This window comes from Streptomyces sp. NPDC052225 (assembly GCF_040679615.1).
In the GTDB taxonomy this organism is placed as follows: domain Bacteria; phylum Actinomycetota; class Actinomycetes; order Streptomycetales; family Streptomycetaceae; genus Streptomyces.
Window position 1 is genome coordinate 406,204 of sequence record NZ_JBFAVD010000002.1, and the last position, 19,635, is coordinate 425,838.

19 protein-coding genes are annotated in these 19,635 nt (G+C 73.3%); 9 read left to right on the plus strand and 10 right to left on the minus strand.

All coding sequences use genetic code 11. The features are described 5' to 3' along the window. The first annotated feature begins 6 nt into the window (after positions 1-6). Positions 7-741, plus strand: a complete 735-nt coding sequence (locus tag AB0L37_RS05075; protein ID WP_365500263.1) for a class I SAM-dependent methyltransferase — start codon at positions 7-9, stop codon at positions 739-741. Here the strand turns inward: AB0L37_RS05075 and AB0L37_RS05080 are convergent. Then, the gene (locus AB0L37_RS05080) at positions 696-2,345 is read right to left on the minus strand and encodes a trehalase-like domain-containing protein (RefSeq protein WP_365500266.1); all 1,650 of its coding nucleotides are present in this window, start codon (positions 2,343-2,345) and stop codon (positions 696-698) included. The genes AB0L37_RS05075 and AB0L37_RS05080 overlap by 46 nt on opposite strands. Positions 2,346-2,467: 122 nt before the next feature. Here AB0L37_RS05080 and AB0L37_RS05085 point away from each other — a divergent pair, with 122 nt between their 5' ends. Next, positions 2,468-3,028, plus strand: a complete 561-nt coding sequence (locus tag AB0L37_RS05085; RefSeq protein ID WP_365500269.1) for a DUF4232 domain-containing protein — start codon at positions 2,468-2,470, stop codon at positions 3,026-3,028. A gap of 47 nt (positions 3,029-3,075) precedes the next feature. Here AB0L37_RS05085 and AB0L37_RS05090 read toward each other — a convergent pair whose 3' ends face one another. The 5 genes from AB0L37_RS05090 to AB0L37_RS05110 form a co-directional block, all read right to left on the minus strand. Continuing rightward, positions 3,076-4,056 (minus strand): ribosome-inactivating family protein, encoded by a 981-nt coding sequence (locus AB0L37_RS05090; protein ID WP_365500272.1) that lies wholly within the window; start codon positions 4,054-4,056, stop codon positions 3,076-3,078. 165 nt (positions 4,057-4,221) lie between these two features. Next, entirely contained in the window at positions 4,222-4,530 is a 309-nt protein-coding gene (locus AB0L37_RS05095) for a hypothetical protein (protein ID WP_365500275.1), read from the minus strand. Positions 4,531-4,625: 95 nt separating this feature from the next. After that, positions 4,626-4,871, minus strand: a complete 246-nt coding sequence (locus AB0L37_RS05100) for a DUF5133 domain-containing protein (protein WP_365500278.1) — start codon at positions 4,869-4,871, stop codon at positions 4,626-4,628. Between the two features lie 141 nt (positions 4,872-5,012). Beyond that, on the minus strand, positions 5,013-5,654 hold the full coding sequence (locus AB0L37_RS05105; protein ID WP_365500281.1) for an NAD(P)H-binding protein: 642 nt from the start codon (positions 5,652-5,654) through the stop codon (positions 5,013-5,015). Between the two features lie 77 nt (positions 5,655-5,731). Further along, positions 5,732-6,940, minus strand: coding sequence for an MFS transporter (locus AB0L37_RS05110; protein ID WP_365500284.1), 1,209 nt, complete (start codon positions 6,938-6,940; stop codon positions 5,732-5,734). 80 nt (positions 6,941-7,020) lie between these two features. Here AB0L37_RS05110 and AB0L37_RS05115 point away from each other — a divergent pair, with 80 nt between their 5' ends. Then, positions 7,021-7,902: a LysR family transcriptional regulator gene (locus AB0L37_RS05115; RefSeq protein WP_365500287.1), complete on the plus strand. Its 882-nt coding sequence runs from the start codon at positions 7,021-7,023 to the stop codon at positions 7,900-7,902. Positions 7,903-7,908: 6 nt separating this feature from the next. Here the strand turns inward: AB0L37_RS05115 and AB0L37_RS05120 are convergent, their stop codons facing one another. Beyond that, positions 7,909-8,616 carry a PP2C family protein-serine/threonine phosphatase gene (locus tag AB0L37_RS05120; RefSeq protein WP_365500290.1) on the minus strand — a complete coding sequence of 236 codons (708 nt, stop codon included), beginning with the start codon at positions 8,614-8,616 and terminating at the stop codon, positions 7,909-7,911. Between the two features lie 309 nt (positions 8,617-8,925). Between AB0L37_RS05120 and AB0L37_RS05125 the strand changes: the two genes are divergently transcribed. Together AB0L37_RS05125 and AB0L37_RS05130 are read left to right on the plus strand one after the other, a co-directional pair. Then, the gene (locus tag AB0L37_RS05125) at positions 8,926-11,307 is read left to right on the plus strand and encodes a LuxR C-terminal-related transcriptional regulator (protein ID WP_365500293.1); all 2,382 of its coding nucleotides are present in this window, start codon (positions 8,926-8,928) and stop codon (positions 11,305-11,307) included. A 77-nt stretch (positions 11,308-11,384) separates the two neighbouring features. Further along, positions 11,385-13,115 carry a GAF domain-containing protein gene (locus AB0L37_RS05130; RefSeq protein ID WP_365500296.1) on the plus strand — a complete coding sequence of 577 codons (1,731 nt, stop codon included), beginning with the start codon at positions 11,385-11,387 and terminating at the stop codon, positions 13,113-13,115. A gap of 17 nt (positions 13,116-13,132) precedes the next feature. Here AB0L37_RS05130 and AB0L37_RS05135 read toward each other — a convergent pair whose 3' ends face one another. The 3 genes from AB0L37_RS05135 to AB0L37_RS05145 form a co-directional block, all read right to left on the minus strand. Beyond that, a complete protein-coding gene (locus AB0L37_RS05135) occupies positions 13,133-13,831 on the minus strand; it encodes a response regulator transcription factor (protein ID WP_365500299.1) in 699 nt (232 codons plus the stop codon). Positions 13,832-13,945: 114 nt separating this feature from the next. Next, positions 13,946-14,413: a cyclic nucleotide-binding domain-containing protein gene (locus AB0L37_RS05140; RefSeq protein ID WP_365500302.1), complete on the minus strand. Its 468-nt coding sequence runs from the start codon at positions 14,411-14,413 to the stop codon at positions 13,946-13,948. Between the two features lie 212 nt (positions 14,414-14,625). Next, on the minus strand, positions 14,626-15,216 hold the full coding sequence (locus AB0L37_RS05145) for a hypothetical protein (RefSeq protein WP_365500305.1): 591 nt from the start codon (positions 15,214-15,216) through the stop codon (positions 14,626-14,628). Between the two features lie 246 nt (positions 15,217-15,462). On the opposite strand from AB0L37_RS05145, the gene AB0L37_RS05150 reads away from it, so the two are divergent. The 4 genes from AB0L37_RS05150 (at position 15,463) to AB0L37_RS05165 (ending at position 19,629) form a co-directional block, all read left to right on the plus strand. Further along, a complete protein-coding gene (locus AB0L37_RS05150) occupies positions 15,463-16,344 on the plus strand; it encodes a universal stress protein (RefSeq protein ID WP_365500308.1) in 882 nt (293 codons plus the stop codon). Positions 16,345-16,430: 86 nt separating this feature from the next. After that, complete coding sequence (locus AB0L37_RS05155) at positions 16,431-18,041, plus strand: alpha-amylase family glycosyl hydrolase (RefSeq protein ID WP_365500311.1); 1,611 nt, start codon at positions 16,431-16,433, stop codon at positions 18,039-18,041. 50 nt (positions 18,042-18,091) lie between these two features. Next, positions 18,092-18,997, plus strand: a complete 906-nt coding sequence (locus AB0L37_RS05160; protein ID WP_365500314.1) for a TIGR03619 family F420-dependent LLM class oxidoreductase — start codon at positions 18,092-18,094, stop codon at positions 18,995-18,997. A gap of 74 nt (positions 18,998-19,071) precedes the next feature. Further along, positions 19,072-19,629, plus strand: a complete 558-nt coding sequence (locus tag AB0L37_RS05165; RefSeq protein WP_365500317.1) for a DinB family protein — start codon at positions 19,072-19,074, stop codon at positions 19,627-19,629. Positions 19,630-19,635 lie beyond the last annotated feature (6 nt).

Sequence of the window (19,635 nt, forward strand, 5' to 3'; positions counted from 1 at the left end):
CGGGCCGTGCCGCCGCGGACGTTCAACGACGACGTGGACTGGGACGGCTGGCCCGTCGACGCCTACCTCGCGGAGAACTACCGGCAGCTGCACCCGTCGGACGCGGCCGTCATCGCGCATCACAGCGCGGTCTACCGGCGGCTCGGCGCGGGCAGCGTGGAGCGGTCGGTGGAGTTCGGCGCCGGACCGAATCTGTATCCGCTGATGCTGGCCGCGCCGGTGTGCCGCCGGATCGACGCGGTGGAGGCGGGCGCCGCCAACGTCGCTTACCTGAGGCGCCAGTTGGCGGACGGCCCGGAGGCGAGCTGGAGCCCCTTCCACGCTCTCGTACGGGATCTCGATCCGCGGGTTCCGGCGGATCCTGGCGCGGCTCTGGCCGGGGTCCGGGTGGTCCACGGCGATGTGCGCACGCTGCCGCCGGGGGCGTACGGGCTCGCGTCGATGAACTTCGTCGCCGAGGGCGTCACGGAGGATTTCGCCGAATTCACCGCGCTGTGCGGGCAGTTCGCGCGCTGCGTGGCGCCGGGCGGGCGTCTCGTCGCGGCGTTCATGGAGAACATGCCGACGTACCGGATCGGCGAGGCGACCCAATGGCCGGGGTGCCCCGTCGACGTACCGACCGTGCGGGCCGTCTTCGCGCCGCTGACACGGGAGCTGACGGTGACGCGCATCGACGCGGATCCGACGCTGCCCGACTACGGGGACTCAGGGATGGTGCTTCTGTCGGCCGTGGCGTGCTGAGCCGGCCTCACCCGAGGCGTCAGCGCGAGGGCGGTGTCGACGAGGGCGAGGTGGCTCGCCGTGGCGGGGGCGTCACCGAGCCGGTCTCCGGTGCGCGGGTCCCAGCGCTCGGCGAGCAGGCCCACGTCGTCGCGGGCGTCGAGGACGCGGGCGAAGACCGCTGCCGCCTCCGCTTCGCGGCCCGCGCCCGCGAGGACCCGGGCGCGCAGCAGCGCGTCGGCGACCCGTGGCGCGGGCTGCCGCGGCAGGCCGTCGAGGGCGGCGCGGACGCGCGGATGCGTGGCCGGGAGCAGGCCGAGGCGGGGCAGCAACAGGTGGGCGGGGTCCGGGAGTCCATGGGCCTCGCCGCTCTCCACCCGGTGCCTGAGCGCCGCGCGCAGTCCGGGTTCCGTCGCACCGGGCCCGCCGAGCAGCCGGGCGATCCGCTCGCCCCGGTCGAGCGCGGCCCACGCGAGGACGTCGGCGCGTACGGAGACGCCCGGCCCCTCCTCCCGCCAGGCCCCCTCGACGGCCCGGGTCAGCTCCGCGGCGAGCCGGCCCGAGCCGAGCCGCACCACCGGAAGCCGCGCGCGCAACGCCAGATGCAGGGCATCGAGGACCTCCCCGTACGCGTCGAGGCGGGGGGGCTCCGGGCCGAGCAGCCCCCGCTCGCCCGCGATGCCGTACGTGGACCGGAGCGCGGCGGGGTCCCCGGCCACCGTGCGCAGCAGCCACTCCACCCATGCGGTCGCCTCGGCGCGCAGGCCGCAGCGGAGCAGGGTGGCGAGGCCCTGGCCGAGGCCGTCGAGCCGGCAGACGCGGCCGTCGCCGCCGGGTTCGCCGCCCGGGCCGTACGGGATCCAGGCCGTCGGTGCGGACAGGACGGCGCCCGTGGGTGCGTGGGTCAGGGCCTTCCAGGTGAGCAGGGAGCGTATGACGGCGGGCCGCCAGGGGCCCTCGTACGTGCACCGCGCGGCCCAGCGGCGCCAGAACTCCACGGTCTCCTTCAGGAGCGTCTGGGCGGGTACGGCCAGCTCGGCGGGCGGCTCGGTGAGATGCGAGGGCGCCCAGACCAGGGTCACGGCGCAGCTCTGACCTGCGGTGACGGTGACGTCGACGGTCGAAGTACCGGTGGCGGGGTCGAGCGTCTCGCTCCCCGGCCCGTCGATGCGAGCCCAGACGGCGTCGGGCCCGGCGACGGCGACGGTGCACGGCCCGACCTGCCGCAGCCAGGGCACGATGCGCCCGTGGTGGAACCGGAGCCGCAGGACGCCGCGCACCGGTACGGCTCCCCGCATCCCCTCGACGCGTCGGACGAGGCAGGGGCGGGTGGCCCGGGGCGGCATGAAGTCGGTGATCCGTACGGCGCCGTCCGGCGTCTCCCAGACGGTGTCGAGGACGAGGGTGTCGGCACGGTAGGCGCGGTACGCGCACTCGTCCGCGTCGCGCGGGGCGAGCCGCCAGAATCCGCGGCCGGGGCCGCCGTGGAGCGCGGCGAACGCGGCGGGGGAGTCGAAGCGGGGCAGGCACAGCCAGTCGACGGACCCGTCCCTGCCGACCAGCGCGGCGGTCTCCAGGTCCCCGAGGAGGGCGTGATCCTCGATGTCCGTACTTCGGATTTTCATGATCGGGACCGACGCCGCCGTACACAAAGCCGCACATCCAGGATAGTCTCGTTTGTCCGTATTACTCCAGGATTACTCCAGGCTTGCCCCAGACCCGACTTTCGTCCGACCGGGAGCTCTCGATGCGCGTACGTCACGTCACAGCGGCCTCCGCGGCCGCGCTCGCCCTGACCGCACTCGCCGCCCCCGCCGCACTCGCCGCCCCGGCCGACGCGACGCCCGCGGCCCTCGCGCGCTGCGCCGAGGACGACCTCACGCTCCGGGCCGAGCCGTCCGACGACAGCGACGGCGTCATCAAGCTGAGCGTGCGCAACAACGCGGCGAAGGCCTGCCTCGTCGACCGCGTCCCGACGATCACGTACGGCGACCTGGACGGCGCGGCCCTCCCGCTGCCCTCGATGCCGCACGCGGGCCACACACTCGCCGCCCACGACACGGCGTACGCGGCGGTCCGCTCGCTCTCCGACTCCGACGACGCCGCCGAGCAGGCCCGCACCGTCATGTTCGTGACCGTCACCGCCGTCCCCGACCACCACGGCCACCGCTTCCAGGCCCTGACCCTCGGCGCCCCCGCCGGCCTGCGGGTGTGGGAGCCGGTGACGACGCTGTGGCAGGACAGCCCGGCGCGCGCCGAGCAGGTGCTCCAGGAGGAGATCACGGGACAGGGCACGATCGCCGCCTGACTCCGGTCCCCGAGCCCGCGAACCCCGCGCGCCGGACTCCACCGGCGCTAGCGGCCGCTGCCCTGGTACGGGTAGAGGGCGAGCGCCAGGTATCCCAGGGCCCTGGCCACGGTCGTCACGTAGGGCACATGGGGGCCGACGTCATGCCCGGGCAGGTCCGTGTTGTTCCACGCGTACAGCGACAGGGCGCCCCAGTCGGTCTCGAGTTCCTGCTGCCGTGCGGGCATGATGAACGACCTGCTGTGGTCGGCCATCATCTGGATGACGATCCCCTGCACGTCGCGGAGCCGGGCCGCCTCGGCCGTGGCCTGCACCATGCGCACGAGGGACGCGGCCGTGGCCTGGTAGGCGGAGCCGCCGTACCCGGTCGCATCGCGGGACACGTAGGCCAGTTGGAAGACGGAGTTGTACAGGGCCGTGTAACTCATCTGCGTGCTGTCCCGGGAGGCCCCCGCCCCGGCCAGGTCGGGATACGAACCGCTGTACGGCAGTTGTGTATAGCGCGGCGGGGGCAGCAGTCCGGCGTCCTGGCTGGACCTGAGGGACTCCATCGTGTTGGGCAGGTTGAAGCCCGCGTCACGGAAGAAATAGGTGACATTCGCGTTGTCGGCGCTCGCGTCGACACTCGTGGTCGTGAAGCCGCGCAGATACAGGTTGTTCGGGGTGAACCAGAGCCGCAGTTCGGTCTGGTGCCCCGCGGCGTTGGTGATGTTGATGTCCGCGCGAAGCAGCGAGAGCGGGGCGGTGCCCACGTTCTGCGTGATCATGGTGTCCCCGTGCCACGCGTGCCCCACGGCATTGCGGATGCTCTGCAAGAAGATGCCCCAGTCGCTGGAGACCCGGCCCGGGTCCTCCCAGGGCGCGCTCATGTTCACGTAGACGTGCGAGATCCGGTAGTCCGCCGTGTCGGCCCGGGCCGTGCCCTCCGTCGTGAGGAAGGTCGCCATCCCCGTGATGAAGGCCAGCATCAGGGCGACGAGGCCCGGCATCCGTCTTGCGCGGGTCGTCACGGTCCGTACGTCGGCCATGGTCGTCCCCTTCATGTCTGACTGCGCAGCGGTTCGGATACGAAGGCGGCCTGCGCAGAGGCGCCGCACGCCCCACTCTCACGAAGGGGGCAGTGCGGCACATCAGTCATGTGACTGCACGGAACGGGATGTTGCGTACTTCAGTAACGACGTGGGGCGAACAGCTCACCGCGCGGCGGCGGTCTCCCGGATCACGGGCTCGAACTCCCGCCGGACATAGGCGTCGAACGGCGCGGTGAGCGCGCCGTCGAGCACCCGGCGCACCCCGTGCGCGGCCGCGAACTCCTTGATCGCCGTGCGGGATTCGGGCTCCACTCCCCCGCCGATGATCAGCACGCCGAACTCCTCGGTCTCCATCAGCTTTCTGGCGTCCTCGTCGGCGCTCACACCCTCCGCGTCGAACCCGTCCGCGCGCAGCGTGGCCAGCACCTCCGCCACCCGGGAGGGCGTCCTTCCCAGCACCAGCGTCCTCATGGGGCAGTTCCTCTCGGTACGTCTCGGTACGTCGACTGCTACGCGTCCGAGCCTAGAAACTCAACCGCACTTGAGGTCAAGGGAGTTCACCGGCCTCAGCCGCGCAGCCGGTGCTTCGCGGTGATCAGGGAGTCGTCGTGGACGCGGGCACCGGGCAGCCGATGGCGGGCCGCGACGAGGGCGGCGTCGATGTCGGCGGTACCGGCGGCGACGCAGAGCGAGTAGGCGATGTCGTCCAGGCGTCGCCGGGCCGTGGCGTCGCCCTCCTCGGCGTCCAGGGCGCTGAGGGTCTCGTACTCGCGGACGCGGTCGGCCAGCAGAACGGGGTGGGCCAGCAGCATGAAGGGCTACTCTCCTCGGCGGGACGGCAGGGTCACTCACCACCCCGGCTGCCCCGCGCGTCCCACGCCAAACAGGCGGGGCCGGGTGATCCGTTCCGCACACCAGTACGCCACATCAGTACGGCACCTCAGTACGCCACCTCAGTACGCCGCCGTGAAGCGTGTGCGGTGGTGCTTGGGGCGTTCGGCCTCGTCGAGCAGCGCCACCGCGAGGTCCTCCATGGAGAGCGCGGAGACTCCGCCGGCGTCGACGAGGAGTTCGTCCGTGCCGAGCCGGTAGCGGCCGGTGCGCTCGCCCGGTTCGAGGACGGCCGCGGGGCTGAGGTAGGCCCAGTCGACGTCGTGGGCGGTGGTGCGGCAGGCGTCGAGCTGTTCGTTGCAGGCCTGTGCGATGGGCCGCAGGGCCGCTGGAAAGCCCGGGTCGTCGGCCACGGTGACACCGTCGGTGCCGGGGAGGGTGAGTCCCGCGGCGCCGCCGACGAGCAGCAGCCGGACGCCGGTGCCGTGCAGTCCGGCCAGCAACGACCGTGCGACGGCGGCGAGTTCGGGCTCGCGGCCGGGCGCGGGGCGGGTCGCCGTGATGACCGCGTCCTGCCCTCGGGAGAGCGCCGCGACGGCGTGCGCATCGGCGGCGTCACCGGCCCGCACCCGCGCCCCGGCGGGCAGCGCGCCCGCGCGGGCCGGGTCACGGACGACCGCGGTGACGTCGTGGCCGCGGGACAGGGCCTCGGCGACGATCCTGCGGCCTGCGGCACCCGCGGCTCCGAAGACGGTGATGTTCATGGGGATTCTCCTCGACGACGTAGAGACGGAGACCTGGAGGTGGAAACAGAGACCTGGTAGACGCGGGGCGGTTGAGGTCAGTCGCGTGTGCGCTCCCACAGCCACACCCCGACGGCGCCCGCCGCGAGGGCCGCACCGAGCGTGCTGACGCCGGGCCAGCCGGCCGCCGCCCAGACGAGCGAGGCGAGGGCGGAGCCGACGGTGCCGCCGAGGAAGAAGCTGGTGCTGAACGCGGAGTTGATGCGGTTGCGGGCCTCGGGGCGCAGTCCGTAGATGACGGTCTGGCTGCTGTTCAGGACGGCCTGCTGGCCGATGTTGAGGGCGACGACGCCGACCGCCAGCCAGAGCAGCGACCGCTCCCCGGCGAGCAGGATGAGCCAGCCGGCCAGCAGCAGGACGGTCGCGACGCCGGTGACCTTCTGCACGTGACCCCGGTCGCTGAGCCGCGCCGCGAACGTCATGGTGAGCACACCCACCGCGCCGACGAGCCCGAACAGGCCGATCGCGGGCGCCGACCAGTGGAACGGAGCGCCGCTCAACAGGAAGGTGAGCGCGGTGAGTTGGGTGCTGTACGAGGCCAGCGAGAGGGCGCCGAGCAGGGCGCGGCGGCGCAGCACCGGCTCCTCGCGCAGCAGCGCGAAGGTGGAGCGGAGCAGTGCCGGGTAGGGCAGGTCGGCGGAGACGGGCAGGCGCGGCAGGCGGCGGTGGAGGGTGAGCGCGGCGCCCGCCATGAGGACGGCGAGGACGGCGTACGGGGTGCGCCAGCCGCCGAGTTCGGACAGGCCGCCCGCGGCGGTGCGGGCGAGGAGGCCGCCGAGGAGGACGCCCGACATCACGAGGGCGACGGCGCGGCCCCGGTTCTCGGCGGTGGCGAGGGTCGCGGCGTGCGCGACGACGACCTGCGCGCCGACCGAGGCGAGGGCCGTGAGGACGGTGCTCGCGAGGAGGACCGGGCCGCTGGACGCGAGCGCCGAGACGGTGAGGAAGAGCGCCGTGGCAGAGAAGAGGGTGACCGCGAGGCGGCGGCGGTCGACGACGTCGCCGAGCGGGACGAGGAGCAACAGGCCGAGCGCGTAACCGGCCTGCGAGGCGGTGACGAGCAGCCCGGCGAGGACGCTGCCGAGGTGGAGTTCGCGGGAGATGAGGTCGAGGAGCGGCTGGGCCACGTAGTTGCCCGCGCAGGACAGGCCGGTGGCGACGGCCAGGAGGAGCAGGAGCGAGCGGCGCGGCTCAACGTCCTTACGGGGACGGTCGCTTGCCCGGAGCGGTGCGGTCAGCTGGGTCATGGCTTCAGCCTGCGGCCGGCACCATCCATGAGTCCAACACATCCTTGTCATCCGAACGATCGCGACGCACGATGGATCGCATGGAGTTGCAGCAGATGCGGTACGTCGTCGCCGTCGCCGAGACGGGCGGGTTCACCCGGGCCGCCGAGCGCTGTCTGGTGGTGCAGTCGGCGCTGAGTCATCAGATCGGCAAGCTGGAGAAGGAGTTGGGCGCGCGCCTCTTCGAGCGGACCAGCCGTCGGGTCCGGCTGACCCCGGCGGGCGAGGCGTTCCTGCCGGCGGCGCGGCAGGCCCTGGAGGCGGCCGAGCGCGCGCGGGACGAGGTGGCGGCGGCGACCGGTGAGATCAGGGGGCAGTTGCGGCTCGGGGCGATCGCGACGGTGACGGCGGTGGACGTACCGGCTCTGATGCGCGCCTACCACGCGGCGTATCCGCAGGTCGCGATGCGCCTGATGGACGGGATGAGCGAGTCGCTGCTGCACGGGGTGCGGGAGGGGACGCTCGATCTGGCGTTCCTCGGGGTGCAGCCGTCGTTCCGCTCGGACGAACCGGGGCTCGGCAGCCGGACGTTGGTGGTGGACCGGCATGTGGTGGTCGCGGCGCCGGAGCATCCGCTGGCCCGCGCCGGGTCGGCCGCGGAGGTCGCACTGGAGCGTCTGGTGGACGAGTCGTTCGTGGACTTCCCCGCCGGGCTCGCGGCGCGGGCGCAGACCGACGACGCGTTCGCGGCGGCCGGACTGCGGCGGGAGGTGGCGTTCGAGGCGAAGGGCCTCGAGTTCGTGGCCGATCTGGTGCGCGGCGGTCTCGGCATCGCCCTGCTGCCGTCGCGTCTGGTGCCGCGACTGCCGGGCCTCGCGGTGGTGCCGGTGCGGGACGGCCCCGTGCGGGAGGAGCGCCTCGTGTGGAGCGTGACGCGGTGCTCGCCGGCGGCGGCCGCCTTCCTTGCCTCGGTGGGGAGTTGAGGGTTCCTAGCGTCGGGCCGCCTCAACGGCGAGGAGGGTGGCGTCGTCCTGGAGGCGGCCCCGCGCATGGTGCAGCAGGTCGGCGGCGAGCGCCGCGGTGAAGGAGCCGAGCGGCACGGACTCCAGCTCGGCGGCCCGCTCCGCGAGCGGGTAGAAGACTCCGTCGGCGTCACGGGCCTCGGTGACGCCGTCCGTGTGCAGCAGCATCCGGTCCCAGGCCGCACGGGGGATCGGCTGCGCGGCGCACCAGCCGCGGGCCAGGTCGAGCAGACCGAGCGGCGGAGCCGGCGCCGGGACCGCGGCCACCACCGCGCCGCCGCCGCGCAGCAGCAGGGGCGGCGGGTGCCCGCAGCAGACGAGTTCGGCGGAGCCGTCCCGGGCCACGGTGATCAGCGTGGCGGTGACGAACCGGTCCGGTTCGTCCGAGTGCGCGACCAGCGAGTGCAGCTGCACCGCGACAGCCTCCAACGACCGCTGGTGTTCGACGAGTTGACCCCACGCGCGCAGGACGGTGTCCGCCGTGCGGGCGAGTTCGGGCCCCTTGCCCATGACGTCGCCGATGAGCAGCCGGGTGCCGAACGGGGTCTCGGTGACGCCGTGCAGATCACCGCCCCTGGCGTCCCCCCTGCCCGACGAGGACAGCCTCCGGGCGCTGAAGGTCAGCGAGCCGACCGTCTTGAGCGACGGTACGGCGGAGATCTGACGGGTCGTCATGAGGGCCTTCCGTGGGGGGAACCGCGGGAGTGGCTGGGGAGGAGCGGCGCGGCGCGACCGGTGCGATGTTCCGGGAGTGTAGTCAGTCGGACGCGGCGTGTGACGGTTTCCCCGAACTGCGCACACGATGCGCCCGGGGTCCCCTGATTCGCCGGACGGCAGGCGCGGGAGAAGGGCGCAGTTTCCCACTTCCCGCGGTCCGGCACGCGGCGATCCGGGCAAGCCACGGCGGAAGTGGCCGGATCGCTCTAGCGTGGCGGGGCGAGTATCCCCGTCGCAGTCCGCGTTCGTACGGAGTGAGAGACCCCCATGACCCGCAGTTCCGGCCGTCGCATGTCCGGCGAACTCCGCGCCGAGGCCACCAGTTTCGTCGGGCGGCGACGCGAACTGGCGCAGGTGGCCGAAGTGTTGCGGCGCGCGAGGCTCGTCACGCTCACCGGTCCTGGCGGCGTCGGCAAGACCCGGACGGCGGTGCGTGCGGCGCACGAGCTGCGCGAGGCGTTCCCGTCGGGGGTGCACCTCGTGGAGCTGTCCGCGCTCGCCGACCCGGAACTGCTCACGAACACGGTGGCCGCCGCGCTCGACCTGCCGGAGCAGACGGCGCGGCCGGCCCTCGAGGTGATCGCCGACTACCTGGAGGACAAGGAGCTCCTGCTCCTGCTCGACACCTGCGAGCACCTGGTCGACGCGTGCGCGATGCTCTGCGACGAGCTGCTGCGCGCCGCGCCGAAGGTCCGGATCATGGCGACGAGCCGGCAACCGCTGGACGTGCCCGGCGAGCACGTCCTCGCGATCGGCCCGCTCAGCGTGCCCGATCCCGCGCAGGGCGGTGACGGTCCCGACTGCGATGCGCTCGCCCTGTTCGCCGACCGGGCCTCGGCGGCGGTGCCGGGGTTCACGGTGAGCGACGACAACCGGGCCGACGTGCTCGCTCTGTGCCGCCGCCTCGACGGGATACCGCTCGCGATCGAACTCGCGGTGTCCCGGCTGCGGGTGCTCTCCCTGGACGAGATGCTCGCCCGGCTCGACGACCGGTTCCGGCTCCTCACCGGCGGGCGGCGCACCTCGGTGCCGCGCCACCAGACCCTGCGTACGGCGATCGGCTGGAGTCACGATCTGTCGACCCCCGCGGAGCAGCTCCTGTGGGCCCGACTGTCCGTGTTCGCCGGGGAGTTGAGCCTCCAGGCCGCCGAAGCGGTCTGCGCCGACCTGGACGAGGCGGACGCGGCGGACGAGCCGGCCGGGCTGCCGGTCGAGGACGTACTGACCGCGCTCATCGGCCTGGTGGAGAAGTCCGTGGTGATCCGGGTGGAGACCCCGGAGGGCACCCGGTACCGGATGCTCGACACGATCAGGGAGTTCGGCCTCGGCCGGCTCGCGGAGCTCGACGGCGAGGACCGCACCCGGCGCCGCCACCTCGCCTACTTCCTGGACGCGGCCCGCTGCTTCGACGAGGAGTGGACCGGTGACTCGCAGATCCCGCTGCTGCGCGCACTGGTCCGCGACCGGGCCAATCTCCGGGTCGCCCTGGAGTACTGCGTGGCCTCGCCCCGGCACCACTGCCAGGGCCTGGAGATGGCGACGGCCCTGTGGGGGTACTGGCACGCGACCGGCCTGCTGACCGAGGGCCGCTACTGGCTGCGGCGCACTCTGGAGGGCTGCCCCGACCCGACGCCCGTACGGGTGAAGGCGCTGTGGCTGACGAGCTGGTACATGGACATCCAGGGTGAACGCGGGTCCAACGAGGAGCTGTTGAAGGAGGCCGAGCAGGTCGCCGCACTGATCGACGACCAGCGGGGTGCCGCGTGGACGCTCGCTTTCCAGGCGCACCGCCGCTACTTCCTCGGCCGGATGGAGGGCTGCGCCGAGGACTTCGAGGAGGCGCGCTCGCGGATGACCGTCCTCGGCGACGACACGGGGCTGCGGATGCTCGGCTTCTTCGGCGGGTTCATGCTGATCCTGGCCGGCGACCGCGAGAAGGGCATCGACTGGTGCGACGACTCGCTGGCCCGCGGCGCCGCGCATCCGGCGGAGCAGTGGGCGCGGGGCTGGGCGCTGTGGGTCAAGAGCGTCGGCCTGTGGCTGATGGACGAGCACGAGGCGGCCGTGGAGTGCGCGCGAAAGGGCATCAGCAGCAAGGCCGTGCTGCACGACCTGATGGGGCTCGCCCACTTCACGGAGGGGCTCGCCTGGCATGCGGCGCGGCTGCGGCACTTCGAGCGGGTCGCCGTGCTCCAGGGAGCGGCGGCCGCGCTGTGGCGCAGGTCGGCCAAGGAGGCCAGGTTCGGCATCCCGGTCCTGCACGAGCTGCACGAGAGGGCGGCGGCGCAGGCCCGTTCCGCGCTGGGCGCCGACGGGTACCACGACGCGTTCGAGGAGGGCGGCACGCTGCCGCTGGACGTGGTGGTGGACCTGGCGCTCGCCGACGACTCCTCGCTCGCCCCCGACGTCCCGCCGCAGCGCTCCGGCCCCGACGACGGTCTGACACCGCGCGAGCGTCAGGTCGCCGCGCATGTGAGCGAGGGGCTGACGAACCGGGAGATCGCGGCGAAACTCGTCGTGTCGAAACGGACGATCGACTCCCATGTGGAGCACATCCTCACCAAGCTCGGCTTCACCTCCCGTGCCCAGATCGCAGCCCTGCACGACAGGACGGCGGCGGAGGACCCCGTTCCGCCGCCCGAGGTGTGACGAAGCAGGTCAACGCGGGCCCGGTAGCCGCTAACGTGAACACACAGGACGTGCCACCGAGTTCGCACGGAGGTCGGATGGGCGAGGACGGTGCACAAGGTCCCGGGCCGCTGCCACGCTTGAGGCTCGACGAACTCCTCGAGGAACTCCAGGTACGGATCGACGCCGTGCGCGGCACCCGCAATCGCCTCCAGGGTCTGCTGGAGGCGGTCCTGTCGGTGGGCCAGGAGCTGAACCTCTCGCAGGTGCTGCGCCGCATCGTCGAGGCCGCGGTGGTCCTGGTCGACGCCGAGTACGGCGCGCTCGGCGTGATCGGCGACGACCGCCGCAAGCTGTCGCAGTTCCTGCCGGTCGGCATCGACGAGGGGCTGCGCGCCGAGATCGGTGATCTGCCGTCCGGGCACGGCCTGTTGGGTGAGCTGATCCGGCATCCCGAGCCGCTGCGGCTGCCCGAGCTGGCCGACCATCCGGCCTCGTCGGGGTTCCCGCCGCACCATCCGCCGATGCACAGCTTCGTCGGGGTGCCCATCCGGGTGCGCGAGGCCGTGTTCGGGAACCTCTACCTGACGCAGAAGCGCGGGGACGGCGACTTCGACGACGAGGACGTGGCGGTCCTTCAGACGCTGGGCGCGGCGGCGGGCGTCGCCATCGAGAACGCCCGCCTGTACGAAGAGGTCCAACTGCGGGAGCGCTGGCTGCGGTTGAGCGCCGAGTTCACCGGGAGCCTGCTTTCGGGCACCGAGGAGACGCAGGTGCTGCGCATGATGGTGGAGCGGGCGCGGGAGATCGCGACCGCGGACCTCGGCGTGGTGGCGCTCGTCGTGCCGGGCCGTGACGAGCTGCACGAGTCGATGGCGCTGGGCCGCAGCGCGGACGCGCACCACGATGTGACACTGCCGCGCGCGGGCACCTTCGCCGGGACCGCGCTCGCGGCGGGCGAGCCGATCACCTCGGACGACATCCGCAAGGATCCGCGGATCACGTATCAGCCCTCCCGCTGGGACGGCCTGGGTCCCGCGGTGGCGGTGCCGATCGGCACCAGTGACGGGATGCGGGGGGTGCTGATGCTGGCCCGCCGCGCGGAGCACACACCCTTCTCCGCGGCGGAGTTGACGCCGCTGGTCGGGTTCGCAGGGCAGGCCGCGCTCGCCCTGGAGCTGGCGGACCGGCGGCGCGACGCGGAGCAGATGAGCCTCCTGGAGGACCGCGACCGCATCGCCCGCGACCTGCACGACCTGGCGATCCAGCGGCTGTTCGCGACGGGCATGACCTTGCAGAGCGCGCAGCGGTTCGTGCAGCACCCCGAGGCGTCCGAGCGGCTGATGCGCGCGGTCGACGACCTGGACACCACCATCAAGATCATCCGGTCGACCATCTTCGGTCTGCGCGAGCGCGAGGCGCCGAAGGCCGGGGCGGGACTTCGGGTCCGTACCGTCCGGGCGGTGGAGGAGGCGGCGCGGGTCCTCGGCTTCACACCGGCGCTGCGGATGGAGGGCCTGATCGACGTGGACGTGCCGGGCGCGGTCGCCGACGACGTGCTGGCCGTGCTCGTCGAGGCCCTCACGAACGTGGCCCGGCACGCGGCCGCGTCGGCCGTCGAAGTGACCCTCGCCGTGCGAGGCCGCGAGGTGACCCTGACCGTCGAGGACGACGGGGTCGGCATCCCGAACGTGGAGGAGGTCCACCGCAGCGGCCTGGCGAACCTGGCGGCCCGGGCCACGCGGCGCGGCGGCACCCTGACCACCACGGCCCGCGACGACAGCGGCACCCGCCTGGAGTGGCGCGTACCGCTGAAGGACGCGCGCTGAGCCGCGCCGGCGGCGGGTCAGCGCGGCTCGGCCGGCGGCAGGCGGCTCGCCAGGACCGCCGCCTGGATGCGGCGCTCGACGCCCAGCTTGGCGAGCAGCCGCGAGATGTTGTTCTTGACCGTCTTCTCGGACAGGAAGAGCCGCTGCCCGATCTGGCGGTTGGTCAGCCCCTCACCCACCAGCGCGAGGATCTGCCGCTCCCGCTCGGTGAGGTCGGCGAGGCCGCCGCCGGCCGGGGTGTCGTCGGCCTGCTCGGGGAGCTCGGGCCCGCGCAGGCTGCGCATCAGGCGTGCGGTCGTCGCGGGGTCGAGCATCGACTGGCCCGAGGCGACGGTGCGTACGGCGGAGACGAGGTCGGACCCCTTGATCTGTTTGAGGACGTATCCGGCGGCCCCCGCCATGATCGCGTCGAGCAGTGCGTCGTCGTCGTCGAACGACGTGAGCATGAGGCAGTTCAACTCCGGGAGCAGGACGCGCAGTTCGCGACAGCAGGTGATGCCGTCGCCGTCGGGCAGCCGGACGTCGAGGACGGCGACGTCGGGGCGCAGGGCGGGTCCGCGGGCGATGGCCTGCGCGGCGGTGGCCGCCTCCCCCACGACCTCCAGGTCGGGTTCCGCGCCGAGCAGATCGCGCAGGCCGCGGCGGACCACTTCGTGATCGTCGAGGAGGAGGATGCGGACCGGGCGGTCCGCGGAGAAGCCACGTGACTGAGACATGCGTCCCCCTCGGGTGCGTCGGTCCCTAGATCCTGGGGCCCGTGAGGGGAGATCCGCCAGGGCCGAACGGTACCGATCGCCCGATCCGCCCGGACCACCCCGGCGAAGCGCGGCTCAGCCCGTCATCGGGAGGTCGGCGCCGTAGGGGCCGTACAGGTCGAGCAGACGCGAGCGGGACACGCTCAGCCGGTGGGCGAGGACCGCGCCGATCCATTGGGCGACGAGGGAGCCCAGTGCGGGGTCGGAGGCGCACATCAGCCGGACGGTGACGGCGTCGAACTCATGGGCGCGCACCGGGGTCCCGGTCTCGGCGCCGAGCTGCCACACGTACGGCGGGAACATCCAGGACCAGCCGGCCAGGTCGCCGCGGCCGAGCGTCTCGACGACGGGCGCGCGCCGTCCCGGTACGCGCATGTCGAGGGTCACGCAGCCGCTGCGGACGATCCAGAAGCGGTCGGCGCGCGAGCCCTCCTCGAAGAGCCGGACGCCCTGCGGGAAGGCCACCTCGCGGGCGATGCGCAGCAGCCTCCGGCGGTACTCCTCGGGCAGTGCCTGAATCATGCGCGGGGCCGTGGTGGTCATGGACGGCCTCCTTCCGAAGGGGCACGACGGCGGGGAACGCTTCCCTCCGGCGGTTCGCGCCCTGCGGGCCTCGTGGGTCGGCGTGGCCCTGGTGGCGGGTTCGGGTGTCTGCCGGTGCCGTCGTGCACTGGTTCGACCATCGCCGTTCGCGGCGGTGCGGCACAGGGGCCGAACGGGACCCGCCAGGGGGCCTGTCGGATCCCGGACCCCGCTCAGGCCGGACGCTTGCCGGTCCATTCGGGGCCTACGCGGGCCCACTCGCTCTCCCATGCGGCGAGCCGGCCGCGGCGCAGGACGCGGCGCACGCCGACCAGGGCGGCGCCGGCGAGTGCGGCGGTGGTCGCGCTCACGAGGCAGGCCGTGGCGAACGTGTGGGTCCAGATGTCCTCGGTGTCCATGGGGGCCTTGGTGACAGCGCCGCGCGAGTCGAACCACACGGTGGCGGCGTCGCCCCGGTCGCGGCCCGCGTCGACCAGGGCGCGGGTCGTGACGCGACGGCCCCCGTCGTCGGTCCAGCGCACCAGGACGGGGTAGGTCTGGTCGAGTTCGGCGCCGTTCGCGGCGGTCACGGCCTCCGGCGCGTCGTCGACGAGCCGGGCCCGCACCGCGTGCCGGTCGGCGGCCTCGGCGCGGGCCGCGCGGGCGGCGTCCGCGTGGGCCGCCCAGCCGCTCGCCGCCCCCGCCACGGGCGCCACGCAGTACGCGAGCACGCCCAGGAGAAGGACCGCCCACGCCTCCAGCACGTCGGACCTGCGGCACAGGGCGTTCGCGTACATGCGTCGGCCGGGCCTGAACGTCGCCATCGCCGCCTCCCCGGGCTGCCGTGTGAGCCCCACGCTCGCGCGGCGGCGGATGCCTGGCACAGGGGCCGAACGACCCCGGGCGCCGGGCCTGTTCGTCCCTCCCGGCAGGGGCGTGGGGGTGGGACCGTCCTACCCGTCGCACCCCACGCGCGCCGGGTTCGTCGGCGGAGTACGCGTGGGGGCTCCGGAGCGTGGAACCCGCAGAGGAACATCCGTTCGCGCCGTTGCCGTCCGAAAGGCTCCCTCATGACCAGTCCGCGCGTTCTGACCGTCGGTACGGACGGGTCGCCCGAGAGTCTGCACGCCGCCGACTGGGCGGCGCGCGAGGCCCTGCGGCGCGGCCTGCCGCTGCGGCTCGTGCACGCCGACGCCACCCAACGCCCGGCGCCGCGCGCCCCGTGGGACGTGGACCTGCCGAGCCGCGGCGTCCTGGACCGGGCCGCCCTGCACCTCTCCTACAGCTTCCCGGAGTTGGAGATCCTCGCGCGGCGCCGCCCGCCGCCGCCGATCACCGCGCTGCTCGATGTGGCGCAGGAGTCCGAGTTCCTGGTGCTCGGCTCGCGCGGGTTCTCGGGGTACTCCGGGTTCCTCGTGGGTTCGGTCGCCCTCGCGGTCACGGCGCGATCGCTGTGCCCGGTCGTCCTGGTGCGGGCGGGCGGGCTGCCGCTCGACGAGCGGACATCGGACGGCTCCGGGTTCCGTCCGGTCGTCGTCGGCCTGGACGTGACAGGCCCCGCCGACGAACTCCTGTCGTACGCCTTCGAGGCCGCGGCCGTGCGCGGGGCGCCGCTGCACGCGGTGCACGCCTGGACGGTGCCGCCGCTGCGTGCCCCGCTGACGGGCGGTCCGCCGACGGGTGACCGGCTGCCCGGCGACGCGGCGCGCCGCGAGAGCGAACGTCGCAGGGCCCTGTCGGGTGCGGTGCGCGCGTGGCGCGGCAAATACCCTGACGTCCCGGTCGTGGAGCGCCTGTTGTACGGGCAGCCGGGCCACCATCTCCTCAAGGCGTCGACGAACGCGAGCCTGACGGTCGTCGGACGGCGCTGCGACACGAACCGCCTCGGGGGCACGACGCACTCGGTGGTGCATCACGTCACGAGCCCGGTGGCGGTCGTCCCGCACCCGTGAGCCACCGCGGGCGAGCGCGGCGCGGGTGGGTAGAGATGCGTCGGTGGAGATGTGTCCACCCGTCGCCGAAAGGGAGTTGAGCCCCGATGCCCGCGTTCCGTCCCGCCCCCGCCTGGCTGTCCGACGCCGTCTTCTACCAGATCTACCCGCAGTCGTTCGCCGACTCGGACGGGGACGGCATCGGTGACCTCGCCGGGATCGCCGACCGTCTCGACCATCTGGCCTGGCTCGGCGTGAACACGGTCTGGCTCAATCCGTGCTTCGCGTCCCCGTTCCGCGACGCGGGCTACGACGTCGCGGACTATCTGTCGGTGGCGCCGCGCTACGGCACCGACGACGATCTCGCCAAGCTCGTGGACCTCGCCGGGCGACGCGGCATCCGGGTCCTCCTCGACCTGGTCGCCGGACACACCTCGGACGAGCACCCGTGGTTCCGCGCCGCGGCCGACGACCCCGGCGACGACCGCTACATCTGGGCGCCGCACGATGTCCCGGACGGCTTCGTCGCCTCGCCGGGCACCCGCCCCGGCGGCTATCTGCCGAACTTCTTCGCGTCGCAGCCCGCACTCAACTTCGGCTATGCGCGGGAGAGTGCGGCCGAACCGTGGCGGCAGCCGGTCGACGCCGAGGGGCCCCGCGCCAACCGGGCGGCGCTGCGCGCCGTCATGGACCACTGGCTGCGGCGGGGCATCGCGGGCTTCCGGGTGGACATGGCGTCGTCGCTCGTCAAGGACGACCCGGACAAGCGGGAGACGTGCGCGCTCTGGTCTCAGGTGCGCCGCTGGCTGGACGCCGCCCACCCCGAGGCGGTGCTCCTGTCCGAGTGGGGCGACCCGGCGGTGTCGGTGCCGGCCGGATTCCACGCCGACTTCTTCCTCCAGTTCGGCGGTCCGGCGAACGGGCTGCCGATGCGCTCGCTGTGGAACAACGGCGCGGGCACCCTCGACACGGCGTGGGCCCCGCTGGACTGCTTCTTCGACGCGTCGGGGGCCGGGTCGCCGATGCCGTTCGTCGAGGCGTGGCGCGCGGCACGGGCCGCGATCGGCGACCACGGCTTCATCAGCCTCCCCACGTCGAACCACGACTTCTCGCGCCTCAACTGCGGCCCGCGCACGTCCGATCAGCTCCCGGCGGCGTTCGCCTTCCAGCTCACCTGGCCGACGCTCCCGGCCATCTACTACGGCGACGAGATCGGCATGCGGTACGTTCCGGGCCTGCCCGACACGGAGGGCAGCGTGCTCGGGCCGCACTACAACCGGGCGGGCTCCCGCACTCCGATGCAGTGGGACGACGGCCCCGGCGCCGGCTTCTCCACGGCTCCCGAGGACCGCTTCTACCTGCCGCTCGACCCGGCCCCCGACCGCCCCTCGGTGGCGGCCCAGCGCGCGGACGAGTCGTCCCTGCTGCACCTCGTCCGCCGCCTCGTCGCCCTGCGCACCACGACGCCCGCGCTCGGCCACGACTCCCCCGTGGAGGTGCTGCACGAGGGCTACCCCTTCGTGTACGTACGGGGAGACCGGTTCCTGGTGGTCGTCAATCCGGCCCGTACGACCACGAGTTGGGCGGCGGGCGACGCGGCGGGCCGACTGGCGGCGGCGTCGGAGGCGGAGGCGGCCGGGGTGCGGATCGCGCGGGACGGGACGACGGTCGAGGCGGACGGCTTCGGTTACGGCGTGTTCGAGCTGACCGGGGCCTGAAATGATCGCCCCGTTTCGACGCCCGGCTCAAGATCATCAAGACTCGGGTCATGCGATACGGCGTGAACCTCCTGAACTTCGGCTCCGGTACGACCCCCGAGAGCCTCGTCCGCCAGGCCACGGACGCCCGTGACCTCGGCTTCACCTTCGCGATGATCTCGGACCACATCGCGGTGACCCCCGATGTGCACGCGGTGTATCCCGCCCCGTTCTACGACCAGTTCGTGCTGGCCGCCCATCTCGCGGGCCGGGTACCGGGCCTCACCCTGGGGACCACGATCACCGTGATCCCCTACCGGCATCCGCTCCAGACGGCCCGGCTCGCCGCGAACCTCGACCAGTTGACCGACGGCGGCTTCATCCTCGGCGCCGGGGTCGGCTGGTCGGCGGCCGAGTACCGCACGCTGGGCGTGCCGTTCGAGGAGCGCGGGGCGATCACCGACGAGTACCTCGCCGCGATCCGGGCGGCGTGGACCGAGGACCCGTGCAGCTTCGAGGGCCGGTACGTGTCGTTCGAGGGCGTCCGCACGGCGCCGGCGCCCGCGACCCGGCCGCACCTTCCCGTGTGGGTCGGCGGCGACTCCCCCGCCGCGCTGCGCCGGGCCGCACGGCTCGGCGAGGGCTGGCACCCGTTCCGCCCGACGCTCGCGGCGCTGCGCGAGAAGCTGCCCCGGCTCGCCGCGGAGGCGGACCGCGCGGGCCGTCCGGTACCGCAGTTCACGCCCCGCATCCAGCTGGCCGTCGGCGCCGCGCTGCCCGACACGGCGGACCGCCCGCTGGGTCACGGCAGCCTCGATCAGGTCCGCGCGGACGTGGCGGCCCTGGAGGAGCTCGGCGCCACGCACCTCCTCTTCGACACCTATCCCGGCGACCCGGCGGCGCGGGGCTCCGCCGACGACGACCGGCGGGTCTGGGAACTCCTGCGCGACAAGGTTCTCGGCGACGTCGGCCGATAGAGGACAGCATCTGACCTAGTTCGGCCCTAGCGTGGTCTTCACCGACGGAGCAGCACCACCGGAAGGCGGAGACCATGACCACCGACAAGACGACCACCACGCCCGAGCAGAGCGCGACCCCGGCCGTCACCGGCGAGCGTGCCGACTGGCTCCAGGCGCTGGCCAAGCAGCGGCACTTCCTGCGCTTCACGACCAACGGCCTGACCGACGAGCAGGCAGGGCTGCGGACCACCGCGAGCGAACTGTGTCTGGGCGGTCTGGTCAAGCACGTGACGTCGGTCGAGCGCGGCTGGGCGGAGTTCATCGTCAAGGGCGCCTCGGCGATGCCCGACTTCACCGCCATGACGGAGGAGGACTTCGCCCGGCGCCTCGAGGAGTTCCGGATGCTGCCCGGCGAGACGCTGGCCGGGGTACTCGCCGCCTACGAGGAGGCGGCCCGGTTCACCGACGACCTGGTGGTCTCCCTGCCCGACCTGGACGCCGTACAGGAACTGCCGAAGGCGCCGTGGTTCACGGACACGCGGTGGTCGGCGCGCCGGGTGCTGATGCACATCGTCGCCGAGACCGCCCAGCACTGCGGTCACGCCGACATCATCCGTGAGTCCCTGGACGGCGCGAAGACTATGGGCTGACCCCAG

What these genes read in the sequence shown, in the direction of transcription:
- AB0L37_RS05080 (WP_365500266.1), bottom strand. Translation starts at nt 2,345, where the DNA reads ATGAAAATCCGAAGTACGGACATCGAGGATCACGCCCTCCTCGGGGAC.
- AB0L37_RS05085 (WP_365500269.1), top strand. Translation starts at nt 2,468, where the DNA reads ATGCGCGTACGTCACGTCACAGCGGCCTCCGCGGCCGCGCTCGCCCTG.
- AB0L37_RS05090 (WP_365500272.1), bottom strand. Translation starts at nt 4,056, where the DNA reads ATGGCCGACGTACGGACCGTGACGACCCGCGCAAGACGGATGCCGGGC.
- AB0L37_RS05095 (WP_365500275.1), bottom strand. Translation starts at nt 4,530, where the DNA reads ATGAGGACGCTGGTGCTGGGAAGGACGCCCTCCCGGGTGGCGGAGGTG.
- AB0L37_RS05100 (WP_365500278.1), bottom strand. Translation starts at nt 4,871, where the DNA reads ATGCTGCTGGCCCACCCCGTTCTGCTGGCCGACCGCGTCCGCGAGTAC.
- AB0L37_RS05105 (WP_365500281.1), bottom strand. Translation starts at nt 5,654, where the DNA reads ATGAACATCACCGTCTTCGGAGCCGCGGGTGCCGCAGGCCGCAGGATC.
- AB0L37_RS05110 (WP_365500284.1), bottom strand. Translation starts at nt 6,940, where the DNA reads ATGACCCAGCTGACCGCACCGCTCCGGGCAAGCGACCGTCCCCGTAAG.
- AB0L37_RS05115 (WP_365500287.1), top strand. Translation starts at nt 7,021, where the DNA reads ATGGAGTTGCAGCAGATGCGGTACGTCGTCGCCGTCGCCGAGACGGGC.
- AB0L37_RS05120 (WP_365500290.1), bottom strand. Translation starts at nt 8,616, where the DNA reads ATGACGACCCGTCAGATCTCCGCCGTACCGTCGCTCAAGACGGTCGGC.
- AB0L37_RS05125 (WP_365500293.1), top strand. Translation starts at nt 8,926, where the DNA reads ATGACCCGCAGTTCCGGCCGTCGCATGTCCGGCGAACTCCGCGCCGAG.
- AB0L37_RS05130 (WP_365500296.1), top strand. Translation starts at nt 11,385, where the DNA reads ATGGGCGAGGACGGTGCACAAGGTCCCGGGCCGCTGCCACGCTTGAGG.
- AB0L37_RS05135 (WP_365500299.1), bottom strand. Translation starts at nt 13,831, where the DNA reads ATGTCTCAGTCACGTGGCTTCTCCGCGGACCGCCCGGTCCGCATCCTC.
- AB0L37_RS05140 (WP_365500302.1), bottom strand. Translation starts at nt 14,413, where the DNA reads ATGACCACCACGGCCCCGCGCATGATTCAGGCACTGCCCGAGGAGTAC.
- AB0L37_RS05145 (WP_365500305.1), bottom strand. Translation starts at nt 15,216, where the DNA reads ATGGCGACGTTCAGGCCCGGCCGACGCATGTACGCGAACGCCCTGTGC.
- AB0L37_RS05150 (WP_365500308.1), top strand. Translation starts at nt 15,463, where the DNA reads ATGACCAGTCCGCGCGTTCTGACCGTCGGTACGGACGGGTCGCCCGAG.
- AB0L37_RS05155 (WP_365500311.1), top strand. Translation starts at nt 16,431, where the DNA reads ATGCCCGCGTTCCGTCCCGCCCCCGCCTGGCTGTCCGACGCCGTCTTC.
- AB0L37_RS05160 (WP_365500314.1), top strand. Translation starts at nt 18,092, where the DNA reads ATGCGATACGGCGTGAACCTCCTGAACTTCGGCTCCGGTACGACCCCC.
- AB0L37_RS05165 (WP_365500317.1), top strand. Translation starts at nt 19,072, where the DNA reads ATGACCACCGACAAGACGACCACCACGCCCGAGCAGAGCGCGACCCCG.